The following is a 17,798-nucleotide window of genomic DNA, read 5'->3' as shown; positions in this document are numbered from 1 at the left end:
AGGCCAGTTTGCCTTGTTCATGGCGGATGCGTCAGCCGTGGGAGACAGCCATCACAGGGGGGCGCACGGTACGGCACAAGGTCCTCACACGCTCTCCTCACGGATCGGTGCGGAGCCGGCCGCGTCGAGCGGCGGTACGGCAGGCACGACAGGGAGCTGACGGGGCGTCAGATCGGCGCTACGGTGATTCGTATGGAGACCACGCGAAGCGCGGACAGCCCCTCGCCCCCCTTCCCCAGGATCATCTCGGTGGACGACCACACCGTGGAGCCGCCGGGCGTCTGGCAGGACCGGCTCCCGGCGAGGTACCGGGACCGCGGCCCGCGCGTCGTCCGGGCGCCGCTGAAGGAGATGACGTTCCTCGGCGGCAGGTTCGCGCCCGTCATGGGCGCTCCGGGCGACGACGGGCCCATCGGCGACTGGTGGGTGTACGAGGACCTGCGCCGCCCGCTCACCCGCCTCGACACCGCCGTCGGCTACGCACGCGACGAGATCAAGCTGGAGATCATCACCTACGAGCAGATGCGGCCCGGGTCGTACGACGTGGCGCACCGGCTGGCCGACATGGACGTCAACCACGTCCAGTCGGCGCTCTGTTTCCCCACCTTCCCGCGCTTTTGCGGTCAGACGTTCACCGAGGCCGAGGACCGCGAGCTGGGCCTGCTCGGGGTCAGGGCCTACAACGACTGGATGGTGGAGGAGTGGTGCGGTCCGGCCGCGGCGGGACGGCTGATACCGCTGACGCTCATCCCGCTCTGGGACGCGGAAGTCGCGGCCCGGGAGGTGCGCCGCAACGCGGCCCGCGGAGTCCGCGCCGTGGCCTTCTCCGAGATCCCGCCCCACCTCGGGCTCCCCTCCGTCCACACCGACGACTGGGACCCCTTCCTCGCCGCCTGCGACGAGACCGGCACGGTCATCGCCATGCACATCGGCTCCAGCAGCCGCATGCCCTCGACCTCCGCCGACGCCCCGCCCGCCGTCGGCTCCACCATCACCTTCGCCAACTGCTGCTTCTCGATGGTCGACTGGCTGATGAGCGGCAAGTTCGAGCGTTTCCCGAACCTGAAGGTGATGTACGCCGAGGGCCAGATCGGCTGGATCCCCTACATCCTCGAACGCGCCGACGTCGTGTGGGAGGAGAACCGCGCCTGGGGCGGCGTCGCCGACAAGGTCCACCGGCCGCCGTCCGAGCTCTTCGCGGAACACGTGTACGGCTGCTTCTTCGACGACGCCTTCGGCCTGCGGAACCTGGACGCGATCGGCGTCGGCAACGTCCTGTACGAGACCGACTACCCGCACTCCGACTCCACCTGGCCCAGGTCCCGCGAGGTCGGCGAGGCCCAGATGGGCCACCTCGGCCCGGACGTGGTCGACCGGATCGTGCGGCGCAACGCGATCGAGCTGCTGGGACTGACGGAGGACGGGCTCTGGGCCGCCTGAGACCCGGCCCGCACCGAGTCCGGTGAACCACCGGACGACACCACGAGCGCCCACATGACGGCACGTCGGGAAGGTTGTGCCTTGGAGAATCCGCCGCACGGGCGACCGGTCTACGGGATGCAGCTTCCCGTCCAGTCGCAGAGCACCCTCTACGCCGAGCCCTGGGAGGCGCACGCGGGCCCCGGCGACCTCGTCGAGATCGCCCGCGCCGCCGACCGCCACGGCTTCGCCTACCTCGCGAGCTGCGACCACGTGGCCATCCCGCGCCGTCTCGCGGACGCCATGGGCACCGTCTGGTACGACCCCGTCGCGACGCTGGCCTTCCTGGCGGGCGTGACCGAACGCGTCCGGCTGCTCAGCCACGTCGCCGTCGTCGGGCTGCGCCACCCCCTGGTCACCGCGAAGCAGTACGCGACCCTCGACCATCTGTCGGGCGGCCGGCTGATCCTCGGCGTCGGCGCCGGTCACGTACGGGAGGAGTTCGAGGCGCTGGGCGCGGACTTCGAGCGGCGCGGCCCGGTGCTCGACGAGTGCGTCGAGGCCCTGCGCGCCGCGCTCGGGCCCGACGAGTACCCCGCGCACCACGGCGAGGCGTACGACTTCGAGGGCCTCGGGCAGCGCCCCCGGCCCGCGCAGGACCGGGTCCCCGTCTGGATCGGCGGCTCCTCGCCCGCCGCGGTGCGCCGGGCGGCGCTCCGGGGTGACGGCTGGCTGCCGCAGGGCGATCCGCGCGGCCGGCTCCCGGAGCGGATCGCGAGAGTGCGCCGGCTCCGGGCGGACGCGGGCATCACCGGGCCCTTCGTCGTCGGGGCCATCACCGAGCCGCTGTACGTGGGCGAGCCCGTGTGGGACGTCGGGCGGCGGACGCTGAGCGGGACGCCGGAGGCGCTCGCCGAGTCGCTGCGGGCCTATCCCGCCATGGGGGTGCACCAGATCCAGGTGCGGTTCCGCTCCCGCGGCCGGAACGAACTCCTCGACCAGATGGCCGCTTTCGGCGCGGAGGTCGCGCCCCACCTCGACCAGGGAGAGCCATGGGCAAGCTGGACGGACGCGTCGTCCTGATCACCGGCGCCGCACGCGGGCAGGGCGAGCAGGAGGCGCGGCTCTTCGCCGGGGAGGGCGCCGAGGTGGTCCTCGCGGACGTGCTCGACGACCGGGGCGAGGCGCTCGCCGAGGAGATCGGGGCGCGCTACGTCCACCTCGACGTCGGCCGGGAGGGCGACTGGCGGGCCGCCGTCGAGGCCGCGAAGAACGCGTACGGACGGATCGACGGGCTGGTCAACAACGCCGGCATCCTGCGCTTCAACGAGCTGGTCAGCACCCCGCTGGAGGAGTTCCTGCAGGTGGTGCAGGTCAACCAGGTCGGTGTCTTCCTCGGGATCAGGACCGTCGCGCCGGAGCTGGCCGCGGCGGGCGGCGGGACGATCGTGAACACGGCCTCGTACGCGGGACTGACCGGGATGGCGTACGTCGGGGCCTACGCGGCGACCAAGCACGCCATCGTCGGGCTGACCCGGGTGGCCGCCCTTGAACTGGCCGCGAAGGGGATCCGCGTGAACGCCGTCTGCCCGGGCGCCGTCGACACGGCGATGAGCGACCCGTCCCAGCTGGACCCGGCCGCGGACAACGCGGTGAGTGCCAGGGCGCTGGAGGAGCTGTACGGCAGGCTCGTGCCGCTCGGCCGGATCGGCAGGCCGGAGGAGGTGGCACGGCTCGCCCTCTTCCTGACCTGCGAGGACTCCTCGTACATCACCGGGCAGCCGTTCGTGATCGACGGCGGCTGGCTGGCGGGCGTGAGCGTCGTGTGAGGTACCGGGTCGCGGGCCGTGGCTGACGCGTCGTCAGCTCTTGACGGTCCAGGGGTCCGGTGGAACAGTCGCACCCAACATATCTGACGGTGCGTCAGAAACACCGTCGTCAGTGACAGGGACGGTGAACCGCCGTGGAATTCGGGATCTTTGTACAGGGATACGTGGGCAAACGCGCCGAGACCGACCCCCTCGCGGAGCACAAGGCGCTGATGGAGGAGACCGAGTACGTCATCCAGGCGGACAAGTCCGGCTTCAAGTACGCCTGGGCGTCCGAGCACCACTTCCTGGAGGAGTACTCGCACCTCTCCGCCAACGACGTCTTCCTCGGCTACCTGGCCCACGCCACCGAGCGCATCCACCTCGGCTCCGGGATCTTCAACCCGCTGGCCCAGGTCAACCACCCGGTGAAGGTCGCCGAGAAGGTCGCCATGCTCGACCACCTCTCCGAAGGCCGCTTCGAGTTCGGGTCCGGCCGGGGCGCCGGCTCGCACGAGATCCTCGGCTTCATCCCCGGCGTCACCGACATGAATTACACGAAGGAGATCTGGGAGGAGACCATCGCCGAGTTCCCGAAGATGTGGCTCCAGGACGAGTACGCCGGGTTCCGGGGCAAGCACTGGCAGCTCCCGCCGCGCAAGATCCTTCCGAAGCCGTACGGGAAGTCGCACCCCGCCATGTGGTACGCCGCCGGGTCGCCGCCCTCGTACGCCATGGCCGCCCGCAAGGGCCTCGGCGTGCTCGGCTTCAGCGTGCAGAAGGTCTCCGACATGGAGTGGGTGCTGGAGCAGTACAAGACCGCGATCGTCGACGCGCGGCCCGTGGGGGACTTCGTCAACGACAACGTGATGGTGACCTCGACGGCCGTCTGCGCGCCCACGCACCAGGAGGCCGTGCGCATCGCCGCCGGCGGCGGGCTGCACTACCTCCAGTCCCTCGTCTTCCGCTACCACGACACCTTCCCGCGGCCCGAGGGCTTCCCCGTCTGGCCCGAGACGCTGCCCGAGTTCAACGAGGAGATCATCGAACTCCTCATCGCCGAGGAGCTGTTGATCTGCGGCGACCCCGACGAGGTGCTGACCCAGTGCAAGCGCTGGGAGCAGGCGGGCGCCGACCAGCTCTCCTTCGGACTGCCCATCGGCATCTCCTCCGAGGAGACGCTCCAGACGATCAGGCTGGTCGGCGAGCACGTCATTCCGAAGATCGACACGGATCCGGTGCACCGCACGACCCGGTTCCGCCGGTCCGCGTGAGACGGCACGGACGCGAGGAAGGGACGTGGCCATGCTCGACCACCTGATCAGGGGCGCGACCGTCGTGGACGGGACGGGCGCACCCGCGTACACCGCCGACGTCGGCGTCCGCGACGGCCGGATCGCCGCCGTCGGACGGATCACCGAGCGGGCGAGGACCGCCGAGGACGCGCACGGCCTCGTCCTCGCCCCCGGCTTCGTCGACCCGCACACCCACTACGACGCCCAGCTGTTCTGGGACCCCTACGCGACCCCGTCCCTGAACCACGGCGTGACGACCGTCGCGGGCGGCAACTGCGGCTTCACGCTCGCCCCGCTCCACCCGGACCGCCCCGAGGACGCCGACTACACCCGGCGCATGATGTCCAGGGTCGAGGGCATGTCCCTGGTCGCCCTGGAGGAGGGGGCACCCTGGAACTGGCACTCCTTCGGCGAGTACCTGGACGCTTTGGAGGGGCGGATCGCCGTCAACGCGGGCTTCATGGTCGGACACTGCGCGCTGCGCCGGTACGTCATGGGCCCGGACGCGGTGGGCGGGCAGCCGACCCCGGAACAGCTGGCCCGGATGCTCACCCTCTTCCACGAGGCGATGGAGGCGGGCGCCTGGGGCCTGTCGACCACCCAGTCGTCCACGCACTCGGACGGCGACGGGAAGCCGGTCGCCTCACGCCACGCCCGGCCCGCCGAACTCCTCGCGCTGGCCCGGGCGGTGGCGGACCACGAGGGCACCCAGATCGAGGCGATCGTGGCCGGCTGCCTCGACCGGTTCGACGACGACGAGATCGACCTGCTCGTGGGGATGAGCGCGGCGGCGGGACGGCCCCTGAACTGGAACGTCCTGACGATCGACGCCGCCGTGCCCGAGCGCGTCCCCCGCCAGCTGGAGGCGAGCGAACGCGCGCGCCGGGCCGGCGGCCGGATCGTCGCGCTGACCATGCCGATCCTCACCCCCATGAACATGTCGCTCGGCACCTTCTGCGCCCTGAACCTGATCCCCGGCTGGGGCGAGGTCCTCGGCCTGCCCGTGCCCGAGCGCATCGCGCGGCTGCGCGACCCCGGGGTCCGGGCGGAGCTGCTGCGGCGGGCGGACAGCAGGGAGGCCGGCGTCTTCCGCAGGCTCGCCCACTTCGGGCGGTACGTCATCGGGGACACCTACAGCCCCGCGAACGAGGGCCTCACCGGCCGGGTCGTGCGGGACATCGCGGCCGAACGCGGCCAGGAACCCTTCGAGTGCCTCGTCGAGATCTGCGCCCACGACGACCTGCGCACGGTGCTGTGGCCGATGCCGAGCGACAACGACCCGGACTCCTGGGCGCTGCGGGCGAAGACCTGGCAGCACCCGGACGTCCTGCTCGGCGGCTCCGACGCGGGCGCCCACCTGGACCGCATGTGCGGAGCGCCGTACACCACCCGCTTCCTCGGGGACTGCCTGCGCGGACGCAGGCTGGTGCCGCTGGAGCAGGCGGTGCGGATGCTCACGGACGACCCGGCGCGGCTCTTCGGGCTGCGCGGGCGCGGCCGGATCGAGGAGGGCTTCCACGCCGACCTGGTGCTCTTCGACCCGGCGCGGATCGACGCGGGCAAGGCCACGCTGGTGCACGACCTCCCGGGAGACGGCCCCCGGCTCGACTCGAGGGCGATCGGGATCACGGCCGTGTGGGTCAACGGAGTCGAGTCGATCCGCGACGACGTGGTGACCGGTGCCGTACCGGGCAGGGTGCTGCGCTCCGGGCGCGACACCCGGACGGTGAGCACCCGGTGAGCGCCCGCGGGCCACGGCCGCGCTCCGAGGGGGCCGGGTGAGCGAGGGGCAGCGGCTGTTCGTCGGGGGCTCGTGGGTCCCGCCCGACGACGGGTTCTACGAGGTGACCGACCCGGCGACCGAGGGAGTCGTCGGGCTGGCCCCGGAGGCGTCGCGGGAGCAGGTGTACGCGGCGGCGGCCGCCGCCCGCGAGGCCTTCGGCGCGTGGTCCCGCACGCCCGCCGAGGAGCGGGCCGCCGTTCTCGCCCGGGCCGCCGGGCTCATCCGGCGCGACCTCATGTCCTGCGCGGAGCTCGCGCAGGCGGAGAGCGGCGCCACGACGGGCACGGCGCGCGCCATGCAGGTGGGGGTCGCCGCGGCCCGTTTCCAGCGGTACGCGCGCGTGGAGCCGGTGGAGCAGCCGCTGTTGCCGCAGGTCAACGAGGCCGGGCCGTTCGGTCCTGCGGCGGTGATGGGTGCGCTGGCCGCGCGCCGGCCGGTCGGCGTGGTCAGCTGCGTCACCTCGTACAACAACCCCTGGGCGAACGCCGCTGGCAAGGTCGCGCCCGCCCTGGCCATGGGCAACACGGTGGTCGTGAAGCCCGCCCCGCAGGACCCGCTCTCGGTCTACCGGATGGCCGAGGCGCTGGAGGCGGCGGGCGTGCCGCCGGGGGTGGTGAACGTGGTCGGCGGCTCGCGGGCGGAGGCCGGGCAGGCGGCCGTGGACTCGCCCGAGGTGGACATGGTGAGCTTCACCGGCTCCACCGCCGTCGGGCAGCGCATCGCCGAGGTGTGCGGGCGCGGGATGAAACGGCAGCTGATGGAGCTGGGCGGCAAAGGGGCGGCGGTCGTCTTCGACGACGCGGACCTGGAGTCGGCGGTGGCCGGGATCGGCACGACGTTCTCGTTCTACAGCGGGCAGATCTGCACGGCGCCGACCCGGGTGCTGGTGCAGCGGTCCGTGCACGACCGGCTGGTCGAGCGTCTCGCCGCGTACGCCGGGCACTTGACGATCGGGGATCCGCGCGAGTCCGGCACGGTGGTCGGACCGGTGATCTCGGCGGCCCACCGGGACCGGGTCGAGTCGTACGTGGAACTGGGGCGCGAGGAGGGGGCGCGGGTCGTCACGGGAGGCCGCCGGCCGCCCCACGCACGCGGGTTCTACGTCGCCCCGACCCTGCTCGCCGACTGCACCCCCGGCATGCGGGTGGTCCGTGAGGAGATCTTCGGGCCGGTGGTCGTGGTGGTGCCCTTCGACGACGAGGACGAGGGGGTCGGGCTGGCCAACGACAGCGACTACGGCCTGATCGACTACGTCTGGTCCGGCGACGTGGCCCGGGCCTTCCGGGTGGCCCGCGGGCTGCGGGCGGGCGGCGTCGGCGTCAACACCGTGGGCCGCAACATGGAGGCGCCGTTCGGCGGCTTCAAGAAGAGCGGAGTGGGACGGGACGCGGGGTCGTACGCGCTGCACGCGTACAGCGAGGTGCAGTCGATCGTCTGGGCGGGGTGAGGGGCCGGATCCCGGGGAGCGCACCGGAGCGGGCTCCCGCCGGGCCGGCACCGGGCCGGGCGTCCGCTCGGGCACGCCGGACGGGCGAGCGGTCCGCGCCGGGGCCGCGCTCAGTCGGTCAGGTCGACGCGTACCGTCAGCAGACGCGTGCCGAGGGCGCGGACCGCGGTGCTGTTCAGGCGCGGCAGGGTCCTCAGCCGCGCCCGGGTGTCGTCCGCCGGCATCGGGTGGGCGACGCCGTGGTGCCAACGGCCGTGGATCCGGACTCTGACCCGCGGGTCCGCCCGGATGTTCCGTACGTACTGCGACTTCTCCCCGTATTCGGAGACGAGCCAGAACGTCCGCCCGGTCCTGCGCCCGCCGACCGGTGTCCGGCGCGGCAGGCCCGAGGTCCGTCCAGTGGTCTCCAGCAGCGTCTGGAACGGCAGCCGCCGCAGCAGCGGGTTGGCGACCCGCCGCTGGAAGGCCGTGACCGCCCGGAACTTGACCTCGTCGTACCGCGACATCCCGCGTCTCTCCCGTCCCCGGCTCCTTGCCGCCGAAGGTACTCCCCGTGCCGCCCGTAGCGTTGCTACGAGCGTAGGTAGCGTTGCTACGCATAAGGTGTTAGCGTTGCTTTCATCGGGGCGCCGCACCGCTGCCCCACCGAGACGAGGAGAGCGCCATGAGCGAGCAGCCCACCACCGCCACGGCCACCGGCACCCGCGTCGCGATCGTCACCGGCGGCTCGCGCGGGATCGGCCGGGAGACCGCCGAGCGCCTGGCCGCCGACGGATACGCCGTCGTCGTCAACTACGCGGGCAACCGGGCCGAGGCCGACAAGGCCGTCGCCGCCATCACCGGCAAGGGCGGCCGGGCCGTCGCCTTCCGCGCCGACGTGGCCGAGGAGACCGAGGTGGCGGCCCTCTTCGACGCCGCCGAAACCGCCTTCGGCGGCATCGACGTGGTCGTCCACGCGGCGGGCGTCATGACCCTCGCCCCGCTCGCCGACACCGACCTCGACGCCCTGGACCGGATGCACCGCACCAACATCCGCGGCACGTTCGTCGTCGACCAGCAGGCCGCGCGACGGCTGCGCGCGGGCGGCGCCCTCATCAACTTCTCCAGCTCGGTGGTGGGCCTCGCCCTCCCCGGCTACGCCGCGTACGCCGCCACCAAGGGCGCCGTCGAAGCCATGACCCTGATCCTGGCCCGCGAGCTGCGCGGGCGGGACATCACCGTCAACGCGGTGGCCCCCGGACCCACCGCCACCGCGCTGTTCCTGGACGGCAAGGACGAGGAGACCGTCGCACGGATGGCCGCCCAGGCACCGCTGGAGCGCCTCGGCACCCCGGGGGACATCGCCGAGGCCGTCGCCTTCCTCGCGGGCCCCGGACGCTGGGTGAACGGCCAGGTGCTGCGCGCCAACGGCGGCATCGTCTGAGCGCCGGGCCCCCGCCACCCCGGTCCGCCCTGATGAGAGGCGCTGCCGCGGGTAACGCCGCTACGGGGGCGGGTAGCGTCGCTCCCGTGAGTACCAGAGCGCGCATTCTCGAAGTGGCGGCCGCCCTCGTCGCCGAATCCCCGGACGGGGACGTCTCCACCCGCGCCGTGTGCGAGGCGGCCGGGGTCGGGGCGCCCGCGCTCTACCGGCACTTCGGGGACAAGGAGGGACTGCTCTCGGCCGTCGTCGACCACGGCTTCGGCCGGTACCTGGCGACCAAACGCGAGCGCACCCCCGGCACGGACCCCGTCGAGGACCTGCGCGACGGCTGGGACACCCACACCGACTTCGCGCTGCGCAACCCCAGCCTCTACCGGCTGATGAACTCCCCGGCGATGCGCACACCCCCGGCCGCCGCCCTGGAGTCCCACCGGATCCTCACCTCGGACCTGCGCCGGGCCGCCGAACAGGGCAAGCTGCGGCTCTCCCCGGAACTGGCCGCCCAGATGATCATGTCCGCCAACGTCGGGGTCTCCCTGATGCTGGTGTCCCGGCCGGCGACCTTCGACGACCCGGGCATCTCCCGGCGCGTCCGGGACGCCGTGCACGCGGCCGTCTTCACAGCCGAGGCCATGGCCGGCGCCCCCGCGGACGACCCCGGCGCCGACAGTGCCGCGGTCCCGTCCTCGGCGGCCCGGCTGGCCGCCGTCCTGCGCCGCGCCCCGAGCCCGTCGCTCACCCCGGCCGAGGGCGCCCTCCTCACCGAATGGCTGACCCGCCTGGCCGACGACCCGCAGACCTGACCCGCCTGGCCGACGACCCGCAGACCTGACCCCCGGCCCGCCGGGAACCCCCGCCGTCGGCCCGCCCCTCACCGCCGCCCCAGGAACACCGGATTGGTGAACGCGGCCAGGGCGCCCGGCAGGCCCGGTGCCGTAGGAGCGTGCCGGACCTCGGCCCGTACGTAGGCCGCGTAGGCCGGCGTCGTCCGCCACTCGGTGGTGCCGGAACCGGAGTCCGGCACGGCCGAGGTGAGCAGCACGCCCTGGTCGGTGACGAGGCGGACCGTGCAGCCCGCGGCGCCCGTCACCTCCAGCCGGACGGTCACCGGGGCGTCCCGGTCCACCCGCAGCCGCTCGCCGATCCCGGCGTGCTCGCCCCTCGGGCCGCTCGCCGTGAACGCGAGCGACACCGACCGGGACTCGGCGACGTAGCAGCGGCCGGCGCGGATGCCGTCCTGGACCGCCTCGCGGGTCAGGTCGTCGGCGAGGACGACGGTCTGCGGCAGGCCGACCCGGTCGGGGTCGCGGTGGGCGTCGCTGTTGCCCATCGCGGGGATCCAGGCGTCGCCCGCCCGCACGGAGGCGACCAGCATCGCGTCCCAGTCGGCCAGCGCGATCTCGTCGTCCGGCGTGTAGGGGCCGTTCCACACCTCGATCGCGTCCGCCTCGCCGAAGCCGAACTTCCAGCCGCAGCCGATGCACGTCGCGTGCGGGTGGGCGGGCACCACCAGGCCGCCGGCCCGCCGGATCCGCCGGGCGAATCTGCCGAAGCGGTTGTCGCGGGCCCGGTAGCGCCAGTCGACGAAGGTGCCCGGGTCGGTGCCGAGGGCCACCACGTGACCGTTGCGGGTCGTCACCTCCTCACCGAGCATGATCAGCAGGTCGTCGCCCGCCACGTCCGCCCAATGGGGGTGTGCGGCATGGGTGTTGTGGTCGGAGGAGTTGATGAAGTCCAGGCCCGCGGCACGCGCGAGCGCGGCGATCTCCGCCGGGGTGCGGCGGCCGTCCGAGTACCAGGAGTGCAGGTGGCAGTCGCCGCGGTACCAGGCCCTGCCGCGCCCCCTGGCACGGGCGGGCGGGTACACCGGTTTCACCGCGGCGCCCGGCTCGCCGTAGGTGAGCGTGACGGTGACCTCGTAGCGCAGGCCCTGCGGCGCCACCGTGTACGGGCCGAGGGCGATGTGCCAGGTGCCCTCGCGGACCGGCCCCGGGAGGTAGCCCGGTGTCGCGTCGTCCGCCCGGACGAAGAACTCCGAGCGGGCGCCGCCCGACCAGCCGCGGAAGCCCTCGCCGCCCAGCTCGGTGCCGCGCTCGTCGAACAGCCCGATGTCCAGGGCGTTGCCCGGAGTGCCGGCCGGCACCGACGGCTTCTCGTAGGTGTACGCGACCCTGAACTCCCGTACCCCCGACGGGACGTCGACCGGCAGATACACGAAATCGGGTGAGCCGGCGGGCAGGGTGCCCCGGACGGTCCTGGTCTCCTGACCGTCCGCCGCGTGGGCGCCGCTCGGGAACTCCACATTTCCCAGCGTGAGCGCGGCGGCGGCTCCCGCCACGAACAGCGCGCGTCTGCCGATGCCGTGGTCGTCGTCGCACATGCTGCTGCTCCCGGGGTGTGTTGAGGGACGGGGGTGGCGCGAACCACCGTGCTATTCACCCGTGAACTCCGGTGCAAGGGAAGGGGATACGCGGCCATCGGGCCGACGGCAGGCGTAGGTGACCGGCTCCGGACCCGCGGCGCCCGGCGACGCGCGTACGGCGCCCCGTCCCGGACCGGCGGCATCCGGTGCAACCCGGACCGGCGGCATCCGGTGCAACCCGGTCCGGCGGCATCCGGTGGAACCCGGTCCGGCGGCACGAATCGGACAGTCCCGGTTTCCGCTGATCACGCCGATCGTATGCTCGACGGATGACGACTTCCGCGACTTCCGAGGCCTCCGGAACCGGGCCGACCGCGAACTCCATGCGGCGCGCGCTCAAACGCGCGCGTGACGGCGTCGCGCTCGACGTCACCGAGGCGGCCGTCCTGCTCCGGGCCCGCGGCGCGGACCTGGACGACCTGGCCGCGTCCGCCGCCCGCGTGCGGGACGCCGGGCTCGCCGCGGCGGGCCGCCCGGGCGTCATCACGTACTCCAAGAGCGTCTTCGTCCCGCTGACCCGGCTGTGCCGCGACAAGTGCCACTACTGCACGTTCGTCACCGTGCCGGGCAAACTGCGCCGGGCCGGGCACGGCATGTTCATGTCCCCGGACGAGGTGCTGGACATCGCCCGCCGGGGCGCCGCACTCGGCTGCAAGGAAGCCCTGATCACCCTCGGCGACAAGCCCGAGGACCGCTGGCCCGAGGCCCGCGAGTGGCTGGACGCGCACGGCTACGACGACACGATCGCCTACGTACGGGCCGTCTCCGTCCGGATCCTGGAAGAGACGGGCCTGCTGCCGCACCTCAACCCGGGCGTGCTGTCGTGGACCGACTTCCAGCGGCTGAAGCCGGTCGCCCCGTCCATGGGGATGATGCTGGAGACCACCGCCACCCGGCTGTGGAGCGAGCCGGGCGGCCCCCACCACGGGTCGCCCGACAAGGAACCCGCCGTCCGGCTGCGGGTCCTGGAGGACGCGGGCCGCTCCTCGGTCCCCTTCACCAGCGGGCTGCTGATCGGAATCGGCGAGACGTACGAGGAGCGGGCCGACTCGCTGTTCGCGCTGCGCCGCGTCTCCCGCGCCTACCACGGCATCCAGGAGCTGATCATCCAGAACTTCCGCGCCAAGCCGGACACCGCGATGCGCGGGATGCCGGACGCGGAGCTGGACGAGCTGATCGCCACGGTCGCGGTCGCCCGGCACATCATGGGACCGTCCGCCTGCCTCCAGGCGCCGCCCAACCTGGTGGACTCCGAGTACGGGCGGCTGATCGGCGCCGGCATCGACGACTGGGGCGGGGTCTCACCGCTCACGATCGACCACGTCAACCCCGAGCGGCCGTGGCCGCGGATCGACGCGCTCGCCGAGCAGTCCGCGGCGGCGGGCTTCGAACTTTGCGAACGGCTGTGCGTCTACCCGGAGTTCGTGCGGCGCGGCGAACCGTGGCTGGACCCGCGGCTGCTGCCGCACGTACGGGCGCTGGCGGACCCGGAGACGGGTCTCGCCCGTACGGACGCGGTCGTCGAGGGGCACCCGTGGCAGGAGCCCGACGAGGCGTTCACGGCGACGGGCCGCACCGACCTGCACCGCACCATCGACACAGAGGGGCGCACCGGCGACCGGCGCGAGGACTTCGACCTCGTGTACGGCGACTGGGCGGAACTGCGGGAGGCGGCGGCGCCCGGGATGGTGCCGTCCCGCATCGACACCGACGTACGCCAGGCCCTCGCGACGGCCGCCGACGACCCGACGAGGCTCACCGACGACGAGGCCCTCGCCCTGCTGCACGCGGACGGCCCCGCCCTGGACGCGCTCTGCCGGATCGCGGACGACGTCCGCAGGTCCGCGGTCGGTGACGACGTCACGTACATCGTCACGCGGAACATCAACTTCACCAACGTCTGCTACACCGGCTGCCGCTTCTGCGCCTTCGCCCAGCGCCGCACGGACGCCGACGCGTACACGCTCTCGCTCGACCAGGTCGCCGACCGCGCCCAGCAGGCCTGGGAGGTGGGCGCCGTGGAGGTCTGCATGCAGGGCGGCATCCATCCCGACCTGCCCGGCACGGCCTACTTCGACATCGCCAGGGCGGTGAAGGAGCGCGTCCCCGGCATGCACGTCCACGCCTTCTCCCCGATGGAGGTGGTGAACGGTGCCACCCGCACCGGCCTGTCCGTCCGCGAGTGGCTGACGGCGGCCAGGGAGGCGGGGCTCGACTCCATCCCGGGCACCGCCGCGGAGATCCTCGACGACGAGGTCCGCTGGATCCTGACCAAGGGCAAGCTGCCCACGGCGACCTGGATCGACGTCGTCACCACCGCCCACGAGCTCGGCATCCGCTCGTCCTCCACGATGATGTACGGCCACGTGGACCAGCCCCGGCACTGGCTCGGCCACTTCCGCACGCTGTCCCGGATCCAGCAACAAACGGGCGGGTTCACGGAGTTCGTGACGCTCCCGTTCATCCACACCAACGCGCCGGTGTACCTGGCGGGCATCGCCCGGCCCGGCCCCACCGTCCGCGACAACCGCGCGGTGACCGCGATGGCGCGCCTGCTCCTGCACCCCCACATCCCCAACATCCAGACCAGCTGGGTGAAGCTGGGCACGGAAGGCGCCGCCGAGATGCTCCGCTCGGGCGCCAACGACGTCGGCGGCACCCTGATGGAGGAGACCATCTCCCGGATGGCCGGATCGAGTTACGGCTCCTACAAGTCCGTCAAGGACCTGATCGCGGTGGCCGAGGCGGCGGGCCGCCCGGCGAAGCCGCGCACGACGCTGTACGGCGAGGTCCCGCAGGAGCGGCAGCGGGCCGCCGCCGCCTCCGACGGCCACCTGCCCGAGCTGCTGCCCGTCCTGGAGTGAAAGCCGCGGGGCCGCCTCCCGCCGGAGGCGGCCCCGCGGTGCGCTAAGCCCCGCCGTCCGCCGACGAGGACGCCCGTCCGCCGAACGGCAGGTGCACGACCAGCAACACGACCCCGCTCAGCGTGAAGACGCGGGTCGCGGCGTCGAGCCCGTTCCAGGTGTCCGACTGCCACATCGCGAACCACTCGCCGCCGACCCCGATGAAACCGGCGCCGAACAGCAGCATCACCATCACCAGCCCGTACGTCGACCACCGCCGCGCCTCGGTGTTCCCGCGCCGCGCCCACAGCCAGGTGGCGGCGACCAGCACGAGCGCGGAGAGCGTCTCCCACACGATGATCGCCACATAGGCCGTGTCCTGCAGCGCCCTGGACTCGACGGCGTGCCACATCAGGTCGTCGTCCTTGAACGTGGTGTCCATCGCGAGGACATGCCGCACGAACTGCTGGTTGGTCCCGAAGTCGGTGATGTTCCCGAAGGCGACGAGCGCCATGTAGAGCGCGACGGTGGCGGTGAGGAGGGTGGCGGCGAGGGAGAGGGGCGAGAGAGCGCGAGAGGGGCGTGAGGCGGCCATGCTTCCACTATGTCGTCGGGGACGGGGTGACTCCCAGGCGTTTTCCGGCGCGTTGAGCCAGACTGGGGCCGTCTGACCGGCGGACGGGCGGAGGGAACGGCTAATGGCGCGGGCGCGGTCCTCGACGCAGCAGGTGATCAGCGAGCGCAGTCGGCGCGCGTTCGTCGGACGGGACGCCGAACGTGCGCTGTTCCGGGCCAACTTGGAGCACGGGCCGCAGGACGAACGGCACACGTTCCTGTTCCACGTGCACGGCAACGCGGGCGTCGGCAAGACCTGCCTGGTGCGGGAGTGGGAGCAGATCGCGCGGGAGTGCGGGGCGCTGACCGTGTACGCCGACGAGGCCGTGGGCAGTGTGCCGGAGGCGATGGCGGCCATCAGCGCCCGGTTCGCCCGCCAGGGGCACCGGACGAAGGACCTCGACCGGCTGCTGACCGCCCACCGCGAGCGCCGCCACGAGGCGGAGACGGCGGTCGCGGCGGCCCTCGGACCAGCGATCGGCGGGACCGGAGACCCGCAGGGACCGGACGCACCGGCCCAGCCGTCACAGCTCGCCCTCGCGGCGACCCGCGCCGGACTCGTGGGCCTCGGCCTCGTGCCCGGCGTCGGCGCCCTCGCCGGAGCCGTCGACCCGGTGCAACTCGCCCAGGGCGCCGACCGGTTGCGCGCCTCGGTCGGTACCCGCATGCGCAACCAGGAGGACCTGCGGCTGGTCCTCGCCCCCGAGGAGGTCCTCACCCCGGTGCTGCTGGACGAGCTGACCGGGATCGCCGCCGAGGTCCCCTGGATCGTCCTGTTCTTCGACACCTACGAGCGCACCGGGCCCTTCCTCGACGGCTGGCTGCACGACGTGCTGGGCACGGACCGCCACGGCGCGGCCCTCCCGGACAACGTCGTGGTCGTCACGGCCGGCCAGCGTCCCCTGGACACCGCACGCTGGGCCGGGTTCGCGGACTCCGTCACGGACGTGCCGCTTGGGCCCTTCACCGAGACCGAGGCGCGCCTGCTGCTCGCCCGCCGGGACGTCGTCGCCGAACCGGTCGTGCGGCAGGTGCTGCGGCTGACGGGCGGGCTGCCGGTGCTCGTCTCCACCCTGGCCGCGCACCGGCCCGCCGCACCGGACGAGGTGGGCGACCCCAGCGGCACCGCCGTGGACCGCTTCCTGAAGTGGGAGCAGGACCCCGTACGCCGGGCCGTGGTGCTGGCCTGCGCGCTGCCCCGGCGGCTGGACGCGGACGTGTTCCAGGCGGCCGCCCAGTGTGCGGACGAGGAGGCCGACGCGCTGTTCGCCTGGCTGCGGGAGCTGCCCTTCGTCGGTGACCGCGGGGACCGGGTGCAGTACCACGACGTCGTACGGGCACCGATGCTGCGCCTCCAGCGGCACCGTTCGCCGCGCGGCTGGACCGAGCGGCACACCCGCCTGGCGCGGACGTTCGCCCAGTGGCGCGGCGAGACGGAGACGGGCCCGGACGCCGGACGGCCGTGGGCCGACGCGCGGTGGCGGGAGCTGCGACTCGCGGAGTCCTACCACCTGCTGTGCGCCCGCCCGCGGGTCGCGCTGCCCGAGGTGCTGGCGGACGCGGTCCTCGCGTGCGACCTGGGCGAGGCCGTGGCCGGGCGGTGGGCGCGGGTCCTCGTCGACGCGGGCGAGGACGCGGACGCCGCGGACGTGGCGCGCTGGGGACACGAGCTGTCCGAGGCACTCGCCGGTACCGATGCGTCCGCCGGGAGCGGGGCGGACGCCGGAAGCGATGCGCCCGCCGGTACTCGTGTGCCCGCCGGCACCGGTGTGCCCGCCGGTACCAGTGCGCCCGCCGGTACCGATGCGCCCGCCGGGAGCAGGGCGGACGCCGGAAGCGGTGCGCATGCCCGTACCGATGTGCCCGCCGCGGGAGCGGGGAACGCCGGCGCGGGGGCTGCGGACACCGGCGTCGTCGCCGCGCTGGGCCTGCTGCTGAACCGGGCCGTGCTCGACCCGCCCCGGCAGGCCCTCGCCCGGACCGCCCGCGGCGCCGCCCTGCGGCGTGCGGGCGCCCACGCCAGGGCGCTGGCGGAGTACGACCGGGCACTCGCCCTCGATCCGGAACTGGCCCGCGCCCACCGGGGCAGGGCGATGAGCCGGGGCGAACTGGCCGACTACGAGGGCGCCCTCGCCGACCTGGACCGCGCCGTGACGCTGGCCCCCGACGACGGCCGGGCCTTCTCCGTGCGCGGGGAGTACCGGCGGATCCTGCGCGACTACGACGCCGCGATCCGGGACCTGGACCGGGGGATCGCCCTCGAACCTGCGCGGGCCTTCGCCTGGGCGTCCAGGGGGGCCACGCGGCTCAGCCGCGGCGAGCTCGACGCGGCCCTCGCGGATCTCGACCAGGCGCTGGAACTCAACCCGGAGTACGGGTGGGCGCTGGCCCGCCGGGCCCGCGTGTGGCGCGCCCGCGGCGAGCACGCCCGGCAGCTCGCCGACCTCGACCGGGCGGTGCGGGCCCAGCCGGACTGGGCGTGGGGCGCCTGCGAGCGCGGCGACGCCCTGCGCGTCGCCGGCCGGTACGAGGACGCTCTGGCCGACTACGACAGGGCCCTCGCGCTGGACGGCGCGTACGCGTCGGCGTACGCGAGCCGCGGCGCCTGCCTGAACGCCCTCGGCCGCCACGCCGACGCACTCGCGGACCTGAACCGCGCCCTGGAACTCAGGCCGGGCTACGCGTGGGCACTGGAGCAGCGGGCCGCCGTCCACGAACGGCGGGCCGAGGGCGGGGAGTGAGA

The 17,798-nt window shown here is 73.5% G+C and carries 13 protein-coding genes; 10 read left to right on the top strand and 3 right to left on the bottom strand.

Annotated features, from left to right (window positions below; translation table 11 throughout):
• Window positions 1-192: 192 nt before the first annotated feature.
• From ACFYP4_RS26355 to ACFYP4_RS26330, 6 genes are all read left to right on the top strand, one after another.
• Entirely contained in the window at window positions 193-1,440 is a 1,248-nt protein-coding gene (locus ACFYP4_RS26355) for an amidohydrolase family protein (RefSeq protein WP_358849972.1), read from the top strand.
• Between the two features lie 117 nt (window positions 1,441-1,557).
• Entirely contained in the window at window positions 1,558-2,502 is a 945-nt protein-coding gene (locus ACFYP4_RS26350) for an LLM class F420-dependent oxidoreductase (RefSeq protein WP_358850121.1), read from the top strand.
• Window positions 2,472-3,248 carry a glucose 1-dehydrogenase gene (locus tag ACFYP4_RS26345; RefSeq protein ID WP_358849973.1) on the top strand — a complete coding sequence of 259 codons (777 nt, stop codon included), beginning with the start codon at window positions 2,472-2,474 and terminating at the stop codon, window positions 3,246-3,248. Before ACFYP4_RS26350 ends, ACFYP4_RS26345 begins: the two co-directional genes overlap by 31 nt.
• A 134-nt stretch (window positions 3,249-3,382) precedes the next feature.
• On the top strand, window positions 3,383-4,501 hold the full coding sequence (locus tag ACFYP4_RS26340; protein ID WP_358849974.1) for an LLM class flavin-dependent oxidoreductase: 1,119 nt from the start codon (window positions 3,383-3,385) through the stop codon (window positions 4,499-4,501).
• A gap of 31 nt (window positions 4,502-4,532) precedes the next feature.
• The gene (locus tag ACFYP4_RS26335; protein WP_358850122.1) at window positions 4,533-6,263 is read left to right on the top strand and encodes a D-aminoacylase; all 1,731 of its coding nucleotides are present in this window, start codon (window positions 4,533-4,535) and stop codon (window positions 6,261-6,263) included.
• Between the two features lie 37 nt (window positions 6,264-6,300).
• The gene (locus ACFYP4_RS26330) at window positions 6,301-7,752 is read left to right on the top strand and encodes an aldehyde dehydrogenase family protein (RefSeq protein WP_358849975.1); all 1,452 of its coding nucleotides are present in this window, start codon (window positions 6,301-6,303) and stop codon (window positions 7,750-7,752) included.
• 110 nt (window positions 7,753-7,862) lie between these two features.
• Here the strand turns inward: ACFYP4_RS26330 and ACFYP4_RS26325 are convergent, their stop codons facing one another.
• Window positions 7,863-8,258, bottom strand: coding sequence for a nitroreductase/quinone reductase family protein (locus ACFYP4_RS26325; protein ID WP_358849976.1), 396 nt, complete (start codon window positions 8,256-8,258; stop codon window positions 7,863-7,865).
• Between the two features lie 158 nt (window positions 8,259-8,416).
• Here ACFYP4_RS26325 and ACFYP4_RS26320 point away from each other — a divergent pair, with 158 nt between their 5' ends.
• Together ACFYP4_RS26320 and ACFYP4_RS26315 are read left to right on the top strand one after the other, a co-directional pair.
• The gene (locus ACFYP4_RS26320; protein ID WP_358849977.1) at window positions 8,417-9,175 is read left to right on the top strand and encodes an SDR family oxidoreductase; all 759 of its coding nucleotides are present in this window, start codon (window positions 8,417-8,419) and stop codon (window positions 9,173-9,175) included.
• Between the two features lie 86 nt (window positions 9,176-9,261).
• Entirely contained in the window at window positions 9,262-9,978 is a 717-nt protein-coding gene (locus tag ACFYP4_RS26315; RefSeq protein ID WP_358849978.1) for a TetR/AcrR family transcriptional regulator, read from the top strand.
• 68 nt (window positions 9,979-10,046) lie between these two features.
• Here the strand turns inward: ACFYP4_RS26315 and ACFYP4_RS26310 are convergent, their stop codons facing one another.
• Window positions 10,047-11,555 (bottom strand): CehA/McbA family metallohydrolase, encoded by a 1,509-nt coding sequence (locus ACFYP4_RS26310; protein ID WP_358849979.1) that lies wholly within the window; start codon window positions 11,553-11,555, stop codon window positions 10,047-10,049.
• Between the two features lie 311 nt (window positions 11,556-11,866).
• Here ACFYP4_RS26310 and ACFYP4_RS26305 point away from each other — a divergent pair, with 311 nt between their 5' ends.
• On the top strand, window positions 11,867-14,461 hold the full coding sequence (locus tag ACFYP4_RS26305) for a bifunctional FO biosynthesis protein CofGH (RefSeq protein WP_358849980.1): 2,595 nt from the start codon (window positions 11,867-11,869) through the stop codon (window positions 14,459-14,461).
• Window positions 14,462-14,504: 43 nt separating this feature from the next.
• On the opposite strand, the gene ACFYP4_RS26300 is transcribed toward ACFYP4_RS26305, so the two are convergent.
• A complete protein-coding gene (locus tag ACFYP4_RS26300) occupies window positions 14,505-15,035 on the bottom strand; it encodes a DUF2165 domain-containing protein (RefSeq protein ID WP_388788537.1) in 531 nt (176 codons plus the stop codon).
• 103 nt (window positions 15,036-15,138) lie between these two features.
• Here ACFYP4_RS26300 and ACFYP4_RS26295 point away from each other — a divergent pair, with 103 nt between their 5' ends.
• On the top strand, window positions 15,139-17,796 hold the full coding sequence (locus ACFYP4_RS26295; RefSeq protein WP_388788534.1) for a tetratricopeptide repeat protein: 2,658 nt from the start codon (window positions 15,139-15,141) through the stop codon (window positions 17,794-17,796).
• Window positions 17,797-17,798: the final 2 nt, after the last annotated feature.

The organism is Streptomyces sp. NPDC005551, from assembly GCF_042871785.1.
In the GTDB taxonomy this organism is placed as follows: Bacteria; Actinomycetota; Actinomycetes; order Streptomycetales; family Streptomycetaceae; genus Streptomyces.
Note: the sequence above shows the minus strand (reverse complement) of the source record. Positions and strands in the feature narration are given on the sequence as shown.

What these genes read in the sequence shown, in the direction of transcription:
- ACFYP4_RS26300 (WP_388788537.1), bottom strand. Translation starts at nt 15,035, where the DNA reads ATGGCCGCCTCACGCCCCTCTCGCGCTCTCTCGCCCCTCTCCCTCGCC.
- ACFYP4_RS26355 (WP_358849972.1), top strand. Translation starts at nt 193, where the DNA reads ATGGAGACCACGCGAAGCGCGGACAGCCCCTCGCCCCCCTTCCCCAGG.
- ACFYP4_RS26320 (WP_358849977.1), top strand. Translation starts at nt 8,417, where the DNA reads ATGAGCGAGCAGCCCACCACCGCCACGGCCACCGGCACCCGCGTCGCG.
- ACFYP4_RS26325 (WP_358849976.1), bottom strand. Translation starts at nt 8,258, where the DNA reads ATGTCGCGGTACGACGAGGTCAAGTTCCGGGCGGTCACGGCCTTCCAG.
- ACFYP4_RS26335 (WP_358850122.1), top strand. Translation starts at nt 4,533, where the DNA reads ATGCTCGACCACCTGATCAGGGGCGCGACCGTCGTGGACGGGACGGGC.
- ACFYP4_RS26350 (WP_358850121.1), top strand. Translation starts at nt 1,558, where the DNA reads ATGCAGCTTCCCGTCCAGTCGCAGAGCACCCTCTACGCCGAGCCCTGG.
- ACFYP4_RS26345 (WP_358849973.1), top strand. Translation starts at nt 2,472, where the DNA reads ATGGGCAAGCTGGACGGACGCGTCGTCCTGATCACCGGCGCCGCACGC.
- ACFYP4_RS26305 (WP_358849980.1), top strand. Translation starts at nt 11,867, where the DNA reads ATGACGACTTCCGCGACTTCCGAGGCCTCCGGAACCGGGCCGACCGCG.
- ACFYP4_RS26310 (WP_358849979.1), bottom strand. Translation starts at nt 11,555, where the DNA reads ATGTGCGACGACGACCACGGCATCGGCAGACGCGCGCTGTTCGTGGCG.
- ACFYP4_RS26295 (WP_388788534.1), top strand. Translation starts at nt 15,139, where the DNA reads ATGGCGCGGGCGCGGTCCTCGACGCAGCAGGTGATCAGCGAGCGCAGT.